At 69.0% G+C, this 18,715-nt stretch carries 16 protein-coding genes and 2 pseudogenes; 16 read left to right on the top strand and 2 right to left on the bottom strand.

Features of this window, described 5'->3' with window-relative positions; all coding sequences use genetic code 11:
- The first annotated feature begins 115 nt into the window (after positions 1-115).
- From ABZW60_RS39920 to ABZW60_RS39875, 10 genes and pseudogenes are all read left to right on the top strand, one after another.
- Positions 116-1,342: a beta-propeller fold lactonase family protein gene (locus ABZW60_RS39920; protein ID WP_355485871.1), complete on the top strand. Its 1,227-nt coding sequence runs from the start codon at positions 116-118 to the stop codon at positions 1,340-1,342.
- 55 nt (positions 1,343-1,397) lie between these two features.
- Positions 1,398-1,700 (top strand): urease subunit gamma, encoded by a 303-nt coding sequence (locus ABZW60_RS39915; RefSeq protein ID WP_355485956.1) that lies wholly within the window; start codon positions 1,398-1,400, stop codon positions 1,698-1,700.
- 8 nt (positions 1,701-1,708) lie between these two features.
- Positions 1,709-2,005 (top strand): annotated as a pseudogene (locus tag ABZW60_RS39910) (urease subunit beta); the annotation flags it as partial.
- An 80-nt stretch (positions 2,006-2,085) separates the two neighbouring features.
- On the top strand, positions 2,086-3,804 hold the full coding sequence (ureC, locus tag ABZW60_RS39905) for an urease subunit alpha (RefSeq protein WP_355485870.1): 1,719 nt from the start codon (positions 2,086-2,088) through the stop codon (positions 3,802-3,804).
- Positions 3,804-4,535 (top strand): urease accessory UreF family protein, encoded by a 732-nt coding sequence (locus ABZW60_RS39900; RefSeq protein ID WP_355485869.1) that lies wholly within the window; start codon positions 3,804-3,806, stop codon positions 4,533-4,535. The genes ureC and ABZW60_RS39900 overlap by 1 nt, the downstream gene beginning before the upstream one ends.
- A gap of 18 nt (positions 4,536-4,553) precedes the next feature.
- Complete coding sequence (ureG, locus tag ABZW60_RS39895; protein ID WP_355485868.1) at positions 4,554-5,270, top strand: urease accessory protein UreG; 717 nt, start codon at positions 4,554-4,556, stop codon at positions 5,268-5,270.
- The gene (locus ABZW60_RS39890) at positions 5,267-6,205 is read left to right on the top strand and encodes an urease accessory protein UreD (protein WP_355485867.1); all 939 of its coding nucleotides are present in this window, start codon (positions 5,267-5,269) and stop codon (positions 6,203-6,205) included. Before ureG ends, ABZW60_RS39890 begins: the two co-directional genes overlap by 4 nt.
- 71 nt (positions 6,206-6,276) lie before the next feature.
- Entirely contained in the window at positions 6,277-6,543 is a 267-nt protein-coding gene (locus ABZW60_RS39885; RefSeq protein WP_355485866.1) for a glutamate-cysteine ligase family protein, read from the top strand.
- Positions 6,510-6,785, top strand: a pseudogene (locus ABZW60_RS39880) (glutamate-cysteine ligase family protein); the annotation flags it as partial. The gene ABZW60_RS39885 and the pseudogene ABZW60_RS39880, both read left to right, overlap by 34 nt.
- A gap of 7 nt (positions 6,786-6,792) precedes the next feature.
- Entirely contained in the window at positions 6,793-7,347 is a 555-nt protein-coding gene (locus tag ABZW60_RS39875; RefSeq protein ID WP_355485865.1) for a glutamate-cysteine ligase family protein, read from the top strand.
- Positions 7,348-7,374: 27 nt separating this feature from the next.
- On the opposite strand, the gene ABZW60_RS39870 is transcribed toward ABZW60_RS39875, so the two are convergent.
- Entirely contained in the window at positions 7,375-8,814 is a 1,440-nt protein-coding gene (locus ABZW60_RS39870) for an ATP-binding protein (RefSeq protein ID WP_355485864.1), read from the bottom strand.
- 197 nt (positions 8,815-9,011) lie between these two features.
- On the opposite strand from ABZW60_RS39870, the gene ABZW60_RS39865 reads away from it, so the two are divergent.
- From ABZW60_RS39865 to ABZW60_RS39855, 3 genes are all read left to right on the top strand, one after another.
- On the top strand, positions 9,012-9,941 hold the full coding sequence (locus ABZW60_RS39865; RefSeq protein WP_355485863.1) for an alpha/beta hydrolase: 930 nt from the start codon (positions 9,012-9,014) through the stop codon (positions 9,939-9,941).
- Positions 9,938-10,711: an SDR family oxidoreductase gene (locus ABZW60_RS39860; protein WP_355485862.1), complete on the top strand. Its 774-nt coding sequence runs from the start codon at positions 9,938-9,940 to the stop codon at positions 10,709-10,711. Before ABZW60_RS39865 ends, ABZW60_RS39860 begins: the two co-directional genes overlap by 4 nt.
- Positions 10,712-10,876: 165 nt before the next feature.
- The gene (locus tag ABZW60_RS39855) at positions 10,877-13,624 is read left to right on the top strand and encodes an AAA family ATPase (RefSeq protein WP_355485861.1); all 2,748 of its coding nucleotides are present in this window, start codon (positions 10,877-10,879) and stop codon (positions 13,622-13,624) included.
- Positions 13,625-13,643: 19 nt separating this feature from the next.
- Here ABZW60_RS39855 and ABZW60_RS39850 read toward each other — a convergent pair whose 3' ends face one another.
- Positions 13,644-16,475, bottom strand: coding sequence for an AAA family ATPase (locus ABZW60_RS39850; RefSeq protein ID WP_355485955.1), 2,832 nt, complete (start codon positions 16,473-16,475; stop codon positions 13,644-13,646).
- Positions 16,476-16,779: 304 nt separating this feature from the next.
- On the opposite strand from ABZW60_RS39850, the gene ABZW60_RS39845 reads away from it, so the two are divergent.
- From ABZW60_RS39845 to ABZW60_RS39835, 3 genes are read left to right on the top strand one after another with little or no spacing between them, the layout of a single operon-like run.
- Complete coding sequence (locus ABZW60_RS39845; protein WP_355485860.1) at positions 16,780-17,277, top strand: DNA starvation/stationary phase protection protein; 498 nt, start codon at positions 16,780-16,782, stop codon at positions 17,275-17,277.
- Positions 17,277-17,876, top strand: coding sequence for a sulfite oxidase-like oxidoreductase (locus ABZW60_RS39840; RefSeq protein ID WP_355485859.1), 600 nt, complete (start codon positions 17,277-17,279; stop codon positions 17,874-17,876). Before ABZW60_RS39845 ends, ABZW60_RS39840 begins: the two co-directional genes overlap by 1 nt.
- A complete protein-coding gene (locus ABZW60_RS39835; protein WP_355485858.1) occupies positions 17,846-18,592 on the top strand; it encodes a ferredoxin reductase in 747 nt (248 codons plus the stop codon). The genes ABZW60_RS39840 and ABZW60_RS39835 overlap by 31 nt, the downstream gene beginning before the upstream one ends.
- Positions 18,593-18,715: the final 123 nt, after the last annotated feature.

Here is an 18,715-nt window from a genome sequence, read left to right as displayed (position 1 = left end):
GGTGGCGGGTGACTGGGGTCGGAGGCCGGGGTGTACCCCGATGCGAGGCGCCCTGGTGCGTTCCAGGCTTGCGATGTACCGCTCAAGAATTGGAGACACACTGATGGAGCGAGGCATGTCGGCCCCTGGCCACCTGTACATCCAGACGAACGAGCTCAGGAACTTCGTCATCCACTACGCCCGTGCGGCGGACGGGACGATCAGCGAAGTGGAGCGGATCCCCACCGGCGGCGCCGGATCCGGTGTCTACAAGCCGATCAGCGGCCAGGAGAGTGCGCCGAACGCGTTCGAGGCCGCGGGCAGCGTGATCCTGACCGCCGACAAGCGCTTCCTGTTCGCGACCAACGGCGGCGACAACTCGGTCTCGAGCTTCGGCGTGGGTATGGACGGCAAGCTCACGCTGATCGACGTCAAACGGACGGGCAACATCGTGACCGGCCGCAGCGGCACCGCGAAGTCGCTGGCGTACCTGCCGAGCACCGGCACGCTGTTCGTCTTGCACTCGTTCGGCCCGGACCACGTGCGGCTCATGTCGGTGGATGCCGACGGCAAGCTCAAGGCCCGCCCCGAGGGATACACGGTGAACACCCCGGACAAGCCGCGGCGTGTGTCCACCATGGTGGTGCTGTCGCCGGACGAGCGGTTTCTCCTGGTCGGCACCACCTTCGACGAGCCGGCCAAGGCGAACCCGGACGGGTCCCCGATCCTCTGGGCCGACCAGCCGGACGGCACGAAGAAGTCCGTCGCGTCGAACGCACCCGATCCGGACGGGATCATCGTCTTCCACGTGCAGCAGGACGGCTCGCTGGGCGAGGGAATGTTCCAGGACGGCGGAGGCGGTTCGCCGTTCTACCCGGCGTTCCTCCACCACCGGCCGGACCAGTTCGCGATCGGTTACGCCGTCGCGGACGGCGTCGCGCTGGCCACGCTCGGCGAGGACGGCAAGATCGGCACCGGGCCCGTCGTCAAGATCGACACCAGCGCCGGCCTGCCGTCGGAGTTGTGCTGGCTCGCTGTCTCGCCGGACGACCAGTGGGTGTTCGCGACGAACTTCGGCTACAGCAACATCAGCAGCTTCCGCATCGACGGTGACGTGATCTCGCTGGTGCACGACGCGGCTTGCCCCAAGGTGCCTGGTGACGGGACGTTCCGGGCGCTGAATGCGACCGTCAGCAGCGGACCGAGTGACAACCTGATCACTCCGGACGGCAGCTACCTGTACCAGATCTACGCGAACGCCTCGAAGCTGATCGGGTACGCCGTCCAGCCGGACGGCTCGCTCAGCGAGGTGACCAGCGTGGAGATCCCGTACAACAGCCCGCAGGGCCTCGCCGGGTTCTGACGAGATGGCGGAGACCGGTCCTGCCGCGCCACGCATCGAGACCTGGGTGTCGTCGATGATGCTGAGCCCGCGGGAGATCGAGAAGCTGCTGATCTACCAGGTCGCCGAGCTGGCTCGCCGGCGGAGGGAACGCGGCGTGAAGCTGAACTTTCCCGAGTCGATCGCACTGATCACCGAGGCGCTGCTCGAAGCGGCCCGGGACGGTCGGTCGGTGGCCGAGGTGACAGAGCTGGGCAAGCACGTCCTCTCCCGCGACGACGTGATGCCCGGGGTGCCAGAGATGGTCAACATCGTCCAGGTCGAGGCAACGTTCCGGACCGGGACCCAGCTCGTGGCCGTTGCGAACCCGATTCCTTAGGGGAAGAGATGATTCCAGGCGAATGGCTGCTGTCCGAGGAACCGGTCGAGATCAACGCCGGCCGGCGTACGGCGCGCCTGTCGGTGCGCAACACCGGTGACCGGCCGATCCAGGTCGGCTCGCACTACCACTTCTTCGAGATCAACCGGGCACTGGACTTCGACCGGGAGGCGGCGCTGGGCATGCGGCTCGACGTGCCGTCCGGTCAGTCGGTCCGCTTCGAGCCCGGCGACGAGCGCGACGTCGACCTGGTCGAGTTCGGTGGGGCCCGCCGGGTGATCGGGTTCAGCGGGCTGCTCGACGGTGCCGCTGCCAATCCGCGTTCGCGAGCCCGGGCACTGGCCGAGGCCCGCGAACGCGGGTTCGCCCGGGCGGAGGAGCAGTCGTGACGACAGTTTCGAGAAGACAGTACGCGTCGCTGTACGGGCCGACTGTGGGCGACCGGTTCCGGCTGGCCGACACCGAACTGGTGGCACGGGTCGAGCGCAGCCTGATCCTGCCCGGCGAGGAGGCGATCTATGGCGGTGGGAAGTCGATCCGCGACGGGATGGCGCAAGTGCCGGGTCTACCCAACTCCGACAAGGCGCTTGATCTGGTGATCACGTCGGTCCTTGTGATGGATGCGGTGATCGGCATCGTGAAGGCCGACATCGGCGTGAAGGACGGACGGATCGTCGGGGTGGGGCAGGCCGGGAACCCGCAGGTGCAGGACGGCGTGTCCGCCGACCTGCTCATCGGGCCAGGAACCGAGGTGATCTCCGGCGAGGGGCTGGTCGCCACCGCGGGCGCGATCGACTCACACGTGCACTTCCTGACGCCGGCGCAAGTACCACATGCCCTGTCCAGCGGGGTGACCACGATGCTCGGCGGGGGCACGGGGCCTGCCGACGGGTCCAAGGGCACCACGTGTACCCCCGGCCCGTGGAACCTGGCCAGGATGTTCGAGGCCACCGCGACCCTGCCGGTCAACGTGGGCTTCATGGGCAAGGGAAACAGCAGCCGGCCGGAAGCCCTGCGTGAGCAGGTCGAGGCGGGCGCGTGCGGGCTCAAGGTGCACGAGGACTGGGGTGCCACACCGGCGGCGCTGGACTGTGCGCTGACGGTGGCCGACGAGTACGACGTCCAGGTCGCGCTGCATGCCGACACTCTCAACGAAGGCGGCTACCTGGGGGACACGCTCGATGCGATCGATGGGCGGACGATCCACAGCTATCACACCGAGGGCGCGGGCGGTGGGCATGCGCCGGACATGATGGCGATCGCCTCGCTGCCGAACGTACTGCCGTCCTCGACCAACCCGACCCGTCCGTACACCACCGACACGACGGACAACCTGTTCTACATGACGATCGTGACGCATCACCTCAACCCCGACAATCCTGAGGACGTGGCGTTCGCGCAGTCGCGGATCCGCGCCGAGACCGAGGCGGCCGAGGACGTGCTGCACGACATGGGCGTGCTCAGCATGTACTCGTCGGACTCGCAGGCCATGGGGCGCGTCGGAGACACGGTGTCGACCTGCTGGCGCACCGCGGACAAGATGAAGAAGGTGACCGGGAGCCTGTCCGGAGAGGCCACGGGGGACGACAATCAGCGCATTCTGCGGTACCTGGCGAAGCTGACGATCAATCCGGCGCTGACGCAGGGGATCGGGCACGTCGTCGGGTCGCTGGAGCCGGGCAAGCTGGCGGACATCGTCCTGTGGCCGACCAACACCTTCGGGGTGAAACCGAAATACGTGATCAAGGGCGGTGCCGTCGCGTGGTCGGTGATGGGGGACGCGAACGCCTCGATCCCGACGCCGGAGCCGGTGCTGCTGCAACCGATGTTCGCCGGACTGGGGAAGGCAGCAGGGCGTACGTCGGTGACGTTCGTGTCGCAGGCCGCGGCGGAGGCACAGGTGGTGGAACGCCTCGGCGTCGATCGGTGGACGGAACCGGTGCGCGGCTGCCGCACGGTCGGCAAGGCGCAGATGGTGCGTAACGATCTGACGCCGGAGATCGCCGTCGACCCGGAGACGTACAAGGTGACGGTCGACGGCCGGCCGGCCGTGGTGCCCGCGTCGGCGGAGGTTCCGATGTCACAGCTGTACTACATCGTCTGATGGCCGGTCAGCCGCTTGGACGCGAAGAGCTGGCAGGTTTCCTGTCCGTGCTGCAGTTGAGCGACTCGGCGTCTCCCAGCGGCCGATATACGTTGTCGTACGGCCTGGAGACGATGGCGCAGTCCGGACGGCTGGCCACACCGAGCGACCCCGCGACGTTGTCAGCGTTGCTTCGCGACCAGGTACGTCTGGCCGTGGGGCCGTCGGAGGGTGTCGCGCTGGCCTGCGGTCACCGCGCGACGACCGGTCCGGACTCGTTGGACCTGGAGCTCGTCACGCGTGCTGACCAGCGGCTGACCGCTGTGAAGCTGTCCCGGGAGGCGCGGGAGACGTCGAGTCGTACGGGGCGTGCGCTGCTGCGGGCCGCGATCCCGGTGTTCGGTGCCGGCGCGCTCACCACGTTCGCGTCGGAGATCGCGAGCCGACGATCGCCGGGCAACCACGCTGTGGTGCTCGGCGTCCTCAGCGCCTGTCTTGGTGTACCACGCCTTCAGTCGGTGGCGGGTGAGCTGTTCGCGTTCGCCGCGGGCTGGGTGGCGGCCGCCGTGCGGCTGGCCGTGACGGACCACAGGACTGCGCAGGCGGTGCTGTACGACGTACGCGACGACCTGGCCGCGGCGGCGAACTCCGCTGCTGACAACGACATCCCCGACATCTCCAGCTGCGCACCGCTGCTGGACGTCATGGCGATGCAGCACGAGGAAACCGAGCTGCGGCTGTTCGCCAGCTGAGAAAAGGAGACAAGGCTGATGGAAGCACTCACGGACTCGCACGGCCACGGCCACGGTCATGGTCATGGTCACAGTCACGACGAGGAGCCTGGGCCGTTCGCCGAGGTCCGCGCCCCGGGGATCCCGCGGATCGGCATCGGCGGCCCGGTCGGCTCCGGCAAGACGGCGCTGATCGAGGCCCTGGTCCCGATGCTCATCGCTTCGGGCCATCGGCCCGTGGTCGTCACCAACGACATCTTCACCAGTGAGGACGCGCTGCACGTACGGCGCACCCTGGCGGGTGTGCTGGCGCCCGAGCGGGTCGTCGGCGTCGAGACCGGTTCCTGCCCGCACACCGCGGTGCGCGACGACCCGAGCATGAACCTCGACGCGGTCGCCGAGCTGACCGACCGCTTCGCCGACGCCGACGTGGTTCTCGTCGAGTCCGGTGGCGACAACCTGACTCTGACCTTCAGCGCTGCCCTGGCCGACTACTTCGTGTTCGTGATCGATGTTGCCCAGGGCGACAAGATCCCGCGCAAGCGCGGCCCGGGCGTGACGCACTCGGATCTGCTGGTCATCAACAAGGTCGACCTGGCCGACCTGGTCCGGTCCGACCTGTCGGTCATGGACCGGGACGCCCGCGCGGTCCGTGGCGGCCGTCCGTTCGTGTTCACCAACTGCTTCACCGGCGACGGTCTCGACGAGGTCGTCGGGCGGATCCGTGCGGTGATCGGCGAGTTCGCTCCGGCATGACGCAACGGGACGACCTGACCTGGTGCGCGCCCACGGCGTTGCCCGCCGAGGTGGTCGCGTTCGGCGCGGACGTGCGGGACGCGCTGGCCGTCGGCGCCGCCGGAAAGCTCGGGGTTCTGGACCTGGCGCTGGCGCTGCGGGCGGGCCGTACCAGGGTCGTCCGGCAGTACCAGCGCTCGCCGCTGTACGTCTATCGGCCGATCTATCTGGACCCGGTGCGGCCGGACATGGCCTTTGTTTTCCTGCAGCAGCAAGGCGACGGCTTCGTCCAGGGCGACCGGTACCGCGTTGACGTCGAGTGCGCGCCCGGCGCCGCCGTCCACCTGACCACCCAGGCGGCCACCAAGGTCTTCAGGGCGTACGACAACTTCGCGACGCAGTTGGTGAACCTGCACGTCGGTGCCGACGGCGTGCTTGAGTATCTGCCTGACCCGGTCATTCCGTTCCGCGGCTCTCGGCTGTACCAGAGGACTTGTCTGACCGTTGACTCGGACGCGACGGTCATCTTCGGAGAGGTCCTCCTGCCGGGCAGGACGGCACGCGGCGAACGACATGCGTACGACGTGTACTGGGCCGACACCGAGGTCCGTGGGACGGACGGCTCGCTCTGGTTCGCCGACACACTGCGCCTGCGGCCCGGTGAGTTCGACCGTCCGACCTCGCCGGGAGTACTGGGTGGCTACGACGTGCTGGCGAGCTTGTACGTGCTCTGCTCCCGCACGCCTGCGTCCGACCTGGTCACGGTTCTGCGGGACGCGCTTACCGCCGTACCGGAGGTGCTGGCCGGGGTGACGGAGTTGCCTGCGGGCCGTGGCGCTGCCGTACGGATTCTGGGCCGCACCTCCAAGGCAGTCCAGGCCGCGATGCGTGCGACCTGGGAGCGGGCGCGCATCGAGCTCCTCGGTGCACCCGCTCCCGACCTTCGCAAGGCCTGAAGGATCCTCAGCGCACCGATCGGAGGAACTGTGACCACACCACTGGAGTCGGCAGCGACCAGGGCCGGCGAGTGCCGTCGCGCCCTGACGCTGCCCGAGGTCTGCGAGCAAAGCTCGAGTTGTCGGGGCCGCCGCACGACTCGGCCGGCGCCGCGGTCGCCGCTCTGCGTTCCGAGGTCGGCAGCGTTCGGGCAGCAGTCGCGGAAATCGGGATCGGGCTGGTGCAGGTCGGAGCCGATCCGCTGCGCCCGTCGTACCGGACGAACCCGAGTGCGAGGGTACCGCGCGATGGAGGGAGTATTTCGCGGCGATTGGCGCTCACGGTCCCGGTGCGGTGACGATGAACTCGACCGCCGCCCTCCAGGTGAATCTCGAGGCGGGCCTGCGGTCGGAGTGGTCCCGGCGCGTCGCACAAGCACACCGGCTGGGTCCCGTGCTACTTGCGATCTCGACGAACTCGCCCTGGCTGTACGGACGCTCGACGGGCTGGAAGTCGGCGCGTCAGCGAGCCTGGCTCCAGCTCGACCATCGGCGCACTGGTCCCCGTGCTGGACGTGGGCGGTGTGGGCGACACAGGTGACCCAGCGATGGCAGCGGTCACGTTCGCACTGCGCGCGCCGGTGATGTTCGTCGCCACCCGCCAGGGTGAACGCTCAGCTGTCCGTCAGGACGTCACTTTCGAGCAGTGGGCCAGGGGCGAAGCGCTGCTGGCCGGCCGACTGCCCACAGCGCTGGACCTCGACCTTCATCTCACTACGCTGTTCCCGCCCGTCCGCCTGCGCGGCTACCTCGAACTGAGGTTCCTGGACGCGACATCACAGCGCTGGTGGCCGGGCATCGTGGCCGTCACCACGACCCTGATGGACGACGCGATTGCCGCCGACTTGGCAGCTGAGGCCACCGAGCACACCAGTTCGCTGTGGACCGAGGCGGCACGCGACGGTCTGACCGACCCGCGGCTCGCCGAAGCCGCCCGCAGGTGCGTGCGGATCGCCGCGGACCGCGGACCGGCCGAATTGGCCGCGCCGGTGGCCGAGCTGGCGGAGCTGGTCGAGTCCCGCCGATCGCCCGGTGACCTGCTTGCCGAGCGGATCGAGCACATCGGCCCGCGGGCCGCGCTCGCCGAGCTGGCGCATCTCTGACTCTCTCGAGGGCACAGTCGGTGCCCGTCAGATTTCGAGCTGCTCCGCCTCGGCCGTCAACGGCAGGCGCGCAGTAAAGCGTGTGTCTCCTGGCGACGACTCGACCGACAGCTCGCCGTGGTGCTTGCCGACCACGATCCGCCAGGAAATGTCGAGGCCCAGACCCGGCCCCGCCCCGACCGGCTTGGTCGTGAAGAACGGTTCGAAGATGCGGCTCCTGATCTCCTCGGGCACCCCCGGTCCGGTGTCGCCGATCTCGACCAGGACCTGGTCGTTGTCGCGGGTGGTGCGGACGGTCAGTCGGCCCCTGCCGTTCATCGCGTCGACGGCGTTCTCGACGAGATTCGTCCACACCTGGTTGATTTCGGCAGCGTAGACCGGAACGGCGGGCAGGCTGCGGTCGAGATCGGTGACGACCGTGATGTTGTCGCCGATCGTGTGGGCGAGCATCATCAGGGTGCTCTCCAGAAGCTGGTTCAGGTCGACCTCCCGGTACGGCGTACGGTCCACCTGTGAGTACTGCTGTGCTGCCGTGACGAGGGTGGAGATCCGGGACGTGGAGTCGTCGATCTCGTTCAGCGACAGCTCGAGGTCGATCGTGTGGTGCAACCAGTCGAACGCAGCGTCGAGGACCGGGCCGTCACCGACGGCTTCTACGACCGCTTCGAGCCACTCGACGTCCCACCCGGCCTGCACGAAGGTGGGAGCCGTCCGCCAGCCAGTGGTGATCCCGTGGACCTCGAACCAGCCGGTCAGCTCGTCCTCACGGTCGGTCGCGTCGAGTGGGCTCAGCGACGGCGTCTCGGCAAGGTGCCCGAGCGCCTTGTGCTGAAGGGCTTCCAGTGACTTCCACGCGGCAAGTTCGAGACCCTGCCGGACGGTCGACTCCACCCGTCGCAGGCCGGCGAGTCGCTCGCGCAGAGCGGCCGTGGCACGCATCGCTGCCGCGGTGGGGTTGTTCAACTCGTGCATGAGGCTCGCCGACAAGGAGCCCAGGGCAATCAGCCGTTCATGCTCACTGATCGCCCGCTGCGTGTTCTTCATGCCGAGGAACAGGCCTTCCAGCAGGTGCAGCGGCATCGGGAACCACTCACGCATGATCGCGGCGAACTTGTCCGCTGCCAGGACGTACAGCCGTGACGGCCGGGTCGCTCGCAGAGTGTTGTCCAGTGTCTGGCTGACGCCGTCGCCGAAGAACGGTCGCCAGGCTCCTGCGTACGCGCCGACCTGGCTGGTCCGATTGATTTCGGTGTCCTCGTGGCCGACCCGGCGGGAGATGACCAGTTCGCCGTCCAGCAGTACATAGAACGAGGTCGCGACGTCGTTCTCCCGGTAGATGTAGCCGGCCTCGAAGAGCTCCACGCACCCGTTGCGGCACAACCAGTCCAGCTGATCCTCGTCGAGCCTCTCGAACAGGAACAGCGTTCTGAGCTCGGTCACGTCGCACGGCACGCTTCGGATCATCATGCCGACATCGTCAGGGCCGGGCGGGCCGGCCGCATCCGGGAACACACCAGGCTGAACCCGGTCCGGTACACCGGCCCTGCCGCGCACCGGGGAACTGCCGGAGGCGAGTGGAGAGACGCCGCCGCCATGGTGAGGGGATCCGCAGGTGCAGCTCGTCAGCACCGACACCTCACCGGCGATTCCAAGGAGAAGCGGACATGTCACCTGTACACCACCGGTACGCCGAGGTAGCCGGACGGCAACTGTTCTACCGGGAGGCCGGTCCGCCGGACGCGCCGGTTGTCGTCCTCCTGCACGGATTCCCGACCAGTTCGTTCATGTTCCGCAACCTCATCCCGGTGCTGGCCGAGAACTACCGGGTCATCGCTCCGGACCACCTTGGGTTCGGTCTGTCAGATGCTCCGTCGGCGGACGAGTTCGACTACACCTTCGACACCCTGGCCGACCTGACCGCCGGCCTGCTCGCCGGTCTCGGGGCCGAACGCTACGCGCTGTACGTCCAGGACTACGGGGCGCCGATCGGTTGGCGGCTGGCCCTGCGCGCCCCGGTTGCCATCACCGCCATCATCACCCAGAGCGGCAACGGGTACGACGCCGGGTTCGTGGAGAGCTTCTGGCGAACGGTCTGGAACTACCAGCGCGAACAGACGCCGGAGACCGAGGCAGCGATCAGGCCGGCACTGACCCTCGAGGTCACTCGCTGGCAGTACGTGACAGGGGTACCTGACGAGACGCTCGTGAGTCCGGACACGTGGCATCACGACTACAACCTGCTCACGCGGCCCGGCAACGACCAGATTCAGCTGGCGCTGTTCCGGGACTACAAGACGAACCCGGCCCTGTACCCCGATCTGCACGAGTACCTCCGCTCCAGTGGTGTGCCCGTGCTAGCGGTCTGGGGTCGTGGCGACGAGATCTTCGGCCCGGCCGGCGCAGAGGCCTTCGCGAAAGACGCTGTAGACGCCGAGATCCACCTTCTCGAGGGAGGGCATTTCCTCCTGGAGAGCGCCGGCCCCGAGGTGGCCGCACTGGTGCGGGACTTCCTCGGCCGCAGGAACGCACCGCTGGGGAAGCACACCATGACCGCAACACAACAGGAAATTACAGGGATGGGAGAACACTCATGACGTACAACTTCGACGGTCGCAAGCTGGTCGTGATCGGTGGGAGCAGCGGGATGGGGCGGCAGACCGCCATCGACGTCGTGCGCGGCGGCGGTGCAGCGGTGGTCGTCGGCCGCAATCAGGACCACGTCGACGAGACAGTGAAGACCCTGTCCGGCGACGGCCAGGCGTGGGGGATCGTGGCCGACCTGGCGGACCGCGACCAGGTCGCCAGGGCACAGCACCAGTTGGCGACGGAGCACGCCGACGCGACGCTTCTGGTCAACGCGGCCGGCGTCTTCGTCCCGAAGCCGTTCCTCGACCACGACGGGGACGACTACGACTCCTACCTCGAGCTCAGCCGGGCCATCTTCTTCCTGACCCAGACGGTGGTGCGCGGGATGGTCGCGGCAGGTCACGGAGGTGCGATCGTGAACATCGGGAGCATGTGGGCTCACCAGGCCGTCGCCGCAACGCCGTCCAGTGCCTACTCGATGGGTAAGGCCGGGCTGCACGCGCTGACCCACAACCTGGCTCTCGAGCTCGGTGGTCAGCAGATCCGGGTCAACGCCGTCGCACCGGCAGTCGTGGCGACGCCGATCTACCGGGCCTTCGTCCCGCCGGAGCAGATCGAGGCGACCATCGAGAGCTTCAACGGCTTCCACCCGCTGGGCCGGGTGGGTTCGGCCGAGGATGTCTCCGCGGCCGTCACCTACCTGCTCTCGGACCAGGCCGCCTGGGTAACGGGCACGATCCTGAACGTCGACGGCGGAGTGATGGCCGGACGCAACTAGACGTTCGCGAGCCGAAACCCTGCTGCTTCGCGTGTCACAGCACCTGTGCGCCACAATAGGGTGCTCGGGCACACGGCCGAGGGAGCGTAGGAGGTCTCGCGATGAAGGGCAGGTCGACGCGGCTGGGGCGTCCGGTGCTGCCGGCTCCGAAGCGTTAGTCCTGTGGTGCGCTTCCGGCGAGGCGAGTGCGATCTGCTCGACCGCCTCGTCGATGAGGTGGGCTCGGGCGAGAGCCGGGCGCTTGTCCTCCGCGGCGAGTCGGGGATCGGCAAGACAGTCCTGATCGAATATGTGGCAACGCGGGTGGCCGGCTGGCGTTCGGTGCGGGCCAGTGGGATCGAGTCCGAGCAGGAGCTTGCGTTCGCCGGTCTGCATCAGGTGTGCGCGCCGGTGCTCGAGTTCGTGGAGACGCTGCCCACGCCACAGCAGGAGGCGCTGCGCACCGCATTCGGCCTCGCTCCCGGCAAACCGCCGGACCGGTTCGTCGTCGGTCTGGCGGTCCTGGGACTGCTCGGCGAGGCATCGCGGGACCGTCCGCTGCTCTGCCTGATCGACGACGCGCAGTGGCTGGACCAGGCATCGGCGCAGGTCCTCGGATTCGTGGCGCGCCGGTTGCGCGCGGAGTCCGTGGCGATGATCTTCGCTGTCCGCGAGCCCGCGGACGGTGGCGAGGTCACCGAGCTGAACGGACTACCTGATGCGCGCGTCGGCGGACTGTCCGACGACCAGGCCCGGCTGCTGCTCGAGTCGGCCTCGCCGGGCCCGGCCGACGAGCAGGTACTGGATCGCCTGGTAGCGGAAAGTCACGGCAACCCGCTGGCTCTGCTGGAGCTTCCACGGGGCTTCACGCGGGCCGAGCTCGCGGGCGGATTCGGGTCTTTCGGCCAGGTGGTGCTGCCGGGGCGCATCGAAGAGAGCTTCCTGCGTCAGATGGCCACACTGCAACCCGTGACCCGGCAGGTGCTGCTCGTCGCAGCGGCGGAACCGGTCGGCGACTCGGTGCTGGTGTGGCGCGCGGTCGATCGCCTCGGGATCGCGGTGGATGCCGAAGTGGCGGCGCGGGAGGCGGCGGAGCGGTTCGTGGACCTCGACGTACGAGTCCGGTTCCGGCACCCGTTGCTGCGGTCGGCCGTCTATCGCGCGGCCACGAGCGAGGAACGGCGACGAGTTCACTGGGCGCTCGGCGAGGTGACGGACGCCGGCACGGATCCCGATCGCCGGGCCTGGCACCGTGCCCAGGCTGCCGAGGCGCCCGACGAAGCTATCGCGGCCGAACTGGAGCAGTGCGGGCAGCGAGCGCACGCCCGCGGGGCTGCGACTGCCGCTGCAGCCTTTCTCGAAAGGGCCGCCGGGTTGACTCCGGACGTGGGGGAACGTGGCCGGCGGCTGCTCGCGGCAGCCCACGCGACCTATGAGGGCGGGACGCCGACCGCGGCGCCGCGCCTGCTCGCCTTGGCCCAGGCCAGTCCGTTGACCGCCCTCGAGAAGGCGCAGGTCGACGTACTCCACGCGCGGAGCGCGTTCGCCCTCGGGCGGGGCCGGGACGCGACCGAGTCGCTCTTCCAGGCCGCGACTCGGCTCGAGCCGATCGATGCACAGGCGGCCCGGTACACCCATCTGGAGGCCATGCGGGCGAGTTGGTTCCTCGCCGACCACGCCGACGGTCTCACGCTGCGCGAGATGGCCGAGGCCGCGGACGGTTCCCCTCGGCGGGGACCGGAGACGACCTCGGACGTTCTGATCCATGGTCTCGCGATCCGCTACCGCGACGGGTACGCGGCCGCGGCCGGCGTCCTCAAGCAGGCGTTGGACGAGTTCTGCGTTGTGAGACCTGCCGGTGGGTCCGGCCTGCTGCTGGAGTGGTTCGCGGGTACCGTCGCAGTGGATCTGTGGGACGACGAGGGCTGGGACCTGATCAGCCGGCGCTACGAGGAGCTGGCCCGGGCCGAGAGCCTCGCGTCGCTGCCGATCGCGCTGACGATGCGGACCGTCTGCGTGATCATGCAGGGTGAACTGTCCAGGGCCGAGTCGCTGCTGGAGGACTTCGACGCAGTCCTGCAGGCGACAGGTATCTTCGACGCCCCTTACGCAGGGGTGCTGCTGGCGATCTGGCGCGGACGCACGGCGGACGCGACCGCTCTGCTCGATGCCATGACCGACGACGCGGCGGGTCGTGGCGAGGGCGTCACGCTGATCGCCGCCGCGTGGATGCGAGCCCTGCTGCTCAACCACCTGGGTCGCTACTCCGAGGCAGTGACAGCAGCGCTTCAGGCGACCGAGCCGGAGCGGGAGATGGGCTTCGTCACGCTGTGCGCCCTGGCCGAGTTGGTGGTCGCGGCCACCCGTGCCGACCAGCCCGCGACGGCCGCCCGGGCGCTGGTTCGGCTGGCCGGTATGACGGAGGCCAGTGGCACCGATTGGGCGCTCGGTATCACAGCCCGCTGCCGGGCGATGGTCGCCGGCTCCGAGGGCGACGCCGACTCCGGGTCCGTCGACCGCTACTACGAGGAAGCGATCACGCGGCTCGCGCGCACCCGGGTCCGCGGCGAACTGGCCCGCACTCACCTGCACTACGGGGAGTGGTTGCGCAGGCGTGGCCGGCGCAACGACGCACGCCGCCAGTTGCACACCGCGCACTCGATGCTGACCGACATGGGGATGAGCGTCCTCGCTGCCCGGGCCGCACGGGAGCTCGGCGCCACCGGCGAGAAGGTGCATGCGAAACCGGACCCGGACCCGGTGCCCAGCACGCTCACGCCCCAGGAGACGCAGATCGTGCGGCTGGTGCGCGACGGGTTGTCCAACGCGGAGATCGCCGACCGGCTGTTCATCAGCCCGCGCACGGTTGAATGGCACCTCGGGAAAGTCTTCGCGAAGCTCGGTCTCACCTCCAGGCGCCAGCTGCAGCGCTGACGCCGAGCAGTCGGCTCCCTCAGCGGCCTGCGGCCAGGACGTCCGGCCCGTCGCCGGACAGGGCGTCGGCAGCCGCCTGCAGTACGAGGTGAAGCTCCGTCCTGGACGTGATTCCGAGCTTGGCGAAGACCTTGTGCAAGTGGTATTCGACCGTGCGAGGGCTGAGGAACAGGCGGGCACCGATCTCGGAGTTGCTGAGCCCGTCGCGCGCCAGGTACCCGATCCGGGATTCCTGGGTCGTGAGCTGGCGGCCGGTCTCGACGGTGCGCTTGCGGACCCGCTCGCCGGTGGCCAGCAGTTCGGTGTTTGCACGCAAGGCGAACCCCTCGGCGCCGATCGTTGCGAACATCTGCTGGGCAGCTCGCAACGGCTCGCGAGCATCGACGCGCCTGTTCTGTCGTCGCAGCCACTCGCCGTAGAGCAGTTGGGCTCTGGCGAGTTGGACACGGATGCCGGTCTCGGACAGCCGGTCGATCGCCTCCCGGTACAGCGGCTCGGCCGCCGGCGCGTCGGCGAGCAGCGCGTGCGAGACCGCTTGCACGCCGAGTACCCAGGGAGTCCGCGCGGCGTCGGCATCGGCATCGAGCCGGGACAACGCGGCGGCAGCCAGGTCGCGCCGCCCACAGCGCGTCCCCGCCTCGATCAATTCGGCGCGCGCCCAGCCGGACAGGGCGAGTTGATCGGCCTCGACGGCTTCGCGGGCGGCCGCCAGGGCTTGCTCGTAGTGTCCTGCGCCGTTGTGCAGCACAGCCTCCGCCAGTTGGGCGGCGGCCAGTGTCAGGGCGTCGCCGCGCTGCCGAGCTTGCGTGCGAATTGTTGGCAGCACCCCGCGCAGGAAGTCCCTTCTTCCTTGCCAGGCGGCGAGCACCAGAGATGCGGGGGTCGGCGCCGCGCCAACCGTGCTCAGTGCGCGGGTGTTTCCGCGAGCGATGATGTCGTGCGCGGCATGGAAGCGGCCACGGAACAGGTCGATCAGAGCGGCCTGCGTGAAGGGGTTGCCCAGTGGCGGCGCCACGTGCCCGGCGGCACGGTCATCGCCGCGTTCGTCACGGTTCCGGGCGGTCAGCGTCGCCCAGGAGCCCTCGTCCCATCCGTCAGCAGCAGCCATGCCGGCCAGCCAGGACCATCCCCGTGCCGCGAAGTCGAGGCCGTCGCCGCCGAACGTCTTGAGCGCTCGGGAGAGGGCATCAGCCGCAGCGCCAGGCGCGTCGAGTGCCCTGGCTGTCAGCGCGTCGAGCAGTAGACCGACCGGGTCAGCCGATCCTTCGGCAGCTGAGTCACGTGCGGCCTGTGCGACGGCTCGAACGCTGGGGGCAGCCGGACCACGAAAAGAGAACATCGATGCCGCGAGGGCTTCGAGGTGTGCGTCCCGGGCCAACGCGGGCGAGTGCTCCCGGAGGCGGTGGGCCGCATCCAGCAGCAACTGCGGGGTTGCGTCATCGCGACGCGTGGCGAACTCGATGCGGGCCCGCTGAAACTCGATCTGCGCCTCCCGTTCCGGGTCGGCGGGCCCACCCTCCGCGATGGTCAGCAGGTGCTGCGCGTCGTAGATGCCGCCTGCTGCGTGGTTGGCGCGTGCGGCGGACAACGCGCGGCGGGCACGGGCAGCCGGATCGGCCGTGAGCAGGGCGGCCCGTTCGAGGAAGGCGGCGCGTGCTGCGATCCCGCCACGTTGTTGAGCCGTCGTCGCGTTGTGCTCCAGGTCGGCTGCGATCCGCTCGTCGAGTCCGCTGGTGGACAGCGCCAGATGCCACGCTCGGCGATCGGCGTCCGTGTCACTGGTGATGGCCTCTGCCAGCGCTCGGTGGGCCAGACGGATCTCGGGTGGTGTCGCCCTGGCGTAGACAGCTGTCCGCAGTGTGGCGCAGCCGAACACGACCCGGGGCCCGAAGGTCAGCAAGTTCTCTGCCTCGAGCACCTCTGCGGCCGGCTTGCCGATGCCGAGCCAATCGGCCGCCCGCGAGGCCAGCGCCGGGTCCCCGGTCGGCTCGGCCGCGACAGTCAGCAGCAGTTGCCGCGCGTCGGCGGGCAGATGCTGTGCACGCCGTACACAGTCGTGCTCCCGGTCCCGGGAGTCGCGGCGCGGTGCCGGGAGCGCATAACCGCCGGCGAGCTCGGTCGCGGTGACCCCGTCGAAGGCGCCCAGGAGCGCGCGCGGATTGCCGCGCGCCTCGAGCAGGACCCGCTCGATCACGGCTGCGTCGATCCGGCCCGGTGCAGCGGAGAGGAGCACTGAGCGTGCGTCGCCCCAGGGCAACCGCTCGAGTCGCATCTCCGCAAGCCCGTCGAGATCCGGGACGCCCTGCTGATCCCGTTCGCCGAACACGATCAGCAGGCGGCTGCGTTCGGCCCGGCGAGCCACGAAGGCCAGTACCAGCAAGGAGGCCGTGTCGAGCCACTGTGCGTCATCGACAAGACAGCACACCGGCTCGCGTTCGGCCACGCCGGTGAGCAGGTTGAAGGTGGCGACGCTCACCAGGAGGCGGTCGGGCGGTTCGCCGCCGCTGAGCCCGAGCGCCGTGGAGAGCGCGGCCTGCTGAGTGGGCTCGAGTCGTTCCAGGTCCTCGAGCACCGGAGCGCACAGCAGGTGCAGGCCGGCGTAGGGGAGATCGAGCCCGTCCGCGACGCCGGTCGCCCGCAGGACCCGGTGACCGTCGGCACGATGTGCGACGTAGTCCAGCATCGAGCTCGTGCCGATGCCTCGTTCGCCCCGCACCCGAAGCGCCCCGGCGCGGACGGTGGACGTGTCCTGCAGCAGTTGGTCCATTCGAGCGCACTCGGCGGCGCGCCCGTACAGCCGGGGCACCTCACACGGACCCGTTGGTCGTTCGGTGTCGGGGAGGAAGGTCATCACGTCACTACCGTGCCGTGATCGCGCTGTCTTGTAGCCCGAGTCCAGCACGGGTGTACCCCCGGGCCCGGGTACCGGGGACACCCGTGGTTCACCGTGCGTCACCGGGGCGGGCGGCTGGTGCGCTGGACGGAGACCACGACGTACCCCGATGGACGGCACCTGGCCCCTGGCCGAGGACAACCCGTGGGTCGGACCGGTGAGGTCCCTGGGGCGAGTGACGGCCGCAAGTGGTGGGATCGGTTCCGATCGCAGGAGACGAGGGCGGGCCTCCGTTCCGGAGCGATGTCAAGGAGATGGGTCGATGGAAACCGTTGCGAATGCTGTCCACCTGCCGGCGTTGGACAATCCGAACGAGCGAGACGCCGTGGGTGCCGAGTTACAGACGGTGCTTCAGGACCTGATCGACCTGTCCTTGATCGGCAAGCAGTTGCACTGGAGTGTCGTCGGCCCGGAGTCCCACAGCCTGCACCTGTTCTTGGACGAGCTGGTGGGGGAGTGGCGGGAGCTCGCGGACCTGGTGGCCGAACGCGCGGTGACCCTGGGGTTCGTTCCCGACGGTCAGTCCGTGGCGGTGGCGGACGGGTCGCGCGTCGAGCCGGTGCCGGTGCGTTCCGTGGCGGGCCATGCGGTGATCTGGGAGCTCGCGCGCAGGGTCGCCGGTTCGGCGGAGCGGGTGCGTGAGCGGCTGACACCGATCGGCGCGGCGGACCTGGTGACTCAGGACGTCCTCGTCGACGTGGTCCGCACGCTGGAGAAGCAGCAGTGGCTGCTGCGCAGCCAGTTCGGGGAGAAGGTCTGATGGCGATCTCCCGAGGATTTCGCGGCCGGCGCGTAACGGAGGACACGGGACGGGTGCCGCCGGGGCAGTACGTGACGAAGGACTTCCCGGTGCTGTCGGCCGGCCCGACGCCGCAGACACGTCTGGACTCGTGGAGCTTCACCATCCGCGGCGCTGTCGAGGAGCCGGTCGCGTGGTCGTGGGAGGAGTTCCGCTCGCTGCCGCGAGAGACCTTCACCGTGGACATCCATTGTGTGACCAAGTGGACCAAGCTCGGTACGACCTGGTCCGGAGTCTCTCTTGACACGTTGCTGGCGGCGGCGCCGACGGAGGCGGCGTTCGCCATGGCCTTCGCCGATGGTGGTTACACGACGAACCTTCCTCTGGCCGACCTGCGGGGCGGGCGGGCGTGGGTGGTCGACGAGTACCACGGTCAACCGCTCGATCCCGAGCACGGCGGTCCGGCCCGGCTACTGGTACCGCACCTGTACTTCTGGAAGAGCGCGAAGTGGGTGCGGGGACTGGAGCTGCGTTCCGTCGACCAGCCCGGTTTCTGGGAGATGTTCGGCTATCACAACTACGGAGACCCGTGGCGGGAACAGCGCTACAGCGGCGACTGAGCTGGCAGACCGCGACAGTGGTCGACACGATCTACGCGACCCCTCGGGCGAAGACGATCACGCTCGATGTTCCCGGCTGGACCGGGCACCGTGCGGGACAGCACGTCGATCTTCGGCTGACCGCGCCTGACGGCTACCAGGCTCAGCGAAGTTACTCGATCGCGTCCGCTCCCGAGGACACGCAGCTGATGCTGACCGTCGAGAGGCTCGACGACGGCGAGGTGTCCCCGTACCTCGTGGACGAGCTGCGGGTGGGCGACGAGCTCGAGTTGCGAGGCCCGATCGGCGGTTACTTCGTCTGGGACGGGGCTCTCGGCGACCCGCTGTTCCTGGTGGCGGGTGGTTCCGGGGTGGTCCCGCTGCGGTCGATGTTGTGGCACCACCGTGCGATGCACAGCCGGGCGCCGGTGAGGCTGCTGAGTTCGGCGCGTTCGCTGGACTTGCTGATCTACCGCGAGGAGCTGATGCAGTTCGCGACGTACGACCAGTTCGACGTCTCGGTCACCCTGACCCGGGAACTGCCGAGTGGATGGCACGGGTATCGCGGCCGGCTGGATCAGGAGTTGCTGGCCGAGGTCGCCTGGCCTGCGGCCGACCGGCCGCTCACCTACATCTGCGGACCGACCGGGTTCGTGGAGACCGCGTCCGGAGGTTTGGTGGCCCTGGGCCACGACCCCGGCCGGATCAGGACCGAGCGCTTCGGCGGCGCTGCGTGAAGGATGCCGCCGGCGAAGGAGAGGAAGTGCGACATGGCAACTGTCTCGTTCAAGGGAGCCACCCGGGTCTACCCGGGCACCGATATCGCCGCGGTCGACAAGCTCGACCTGGACATCTCCGAC

The organism is Kribbella sp. NPDC003557 (genome assembly GCF_040610805.1).
GTDB lineage: Bacteria > Actinomycetota > Actinomycetes > Propionibacteriales > Kribbellaceae > Kribbella.
This window is presented reverse-complemented; position numbering and strand designations above follow the sequence as displayed.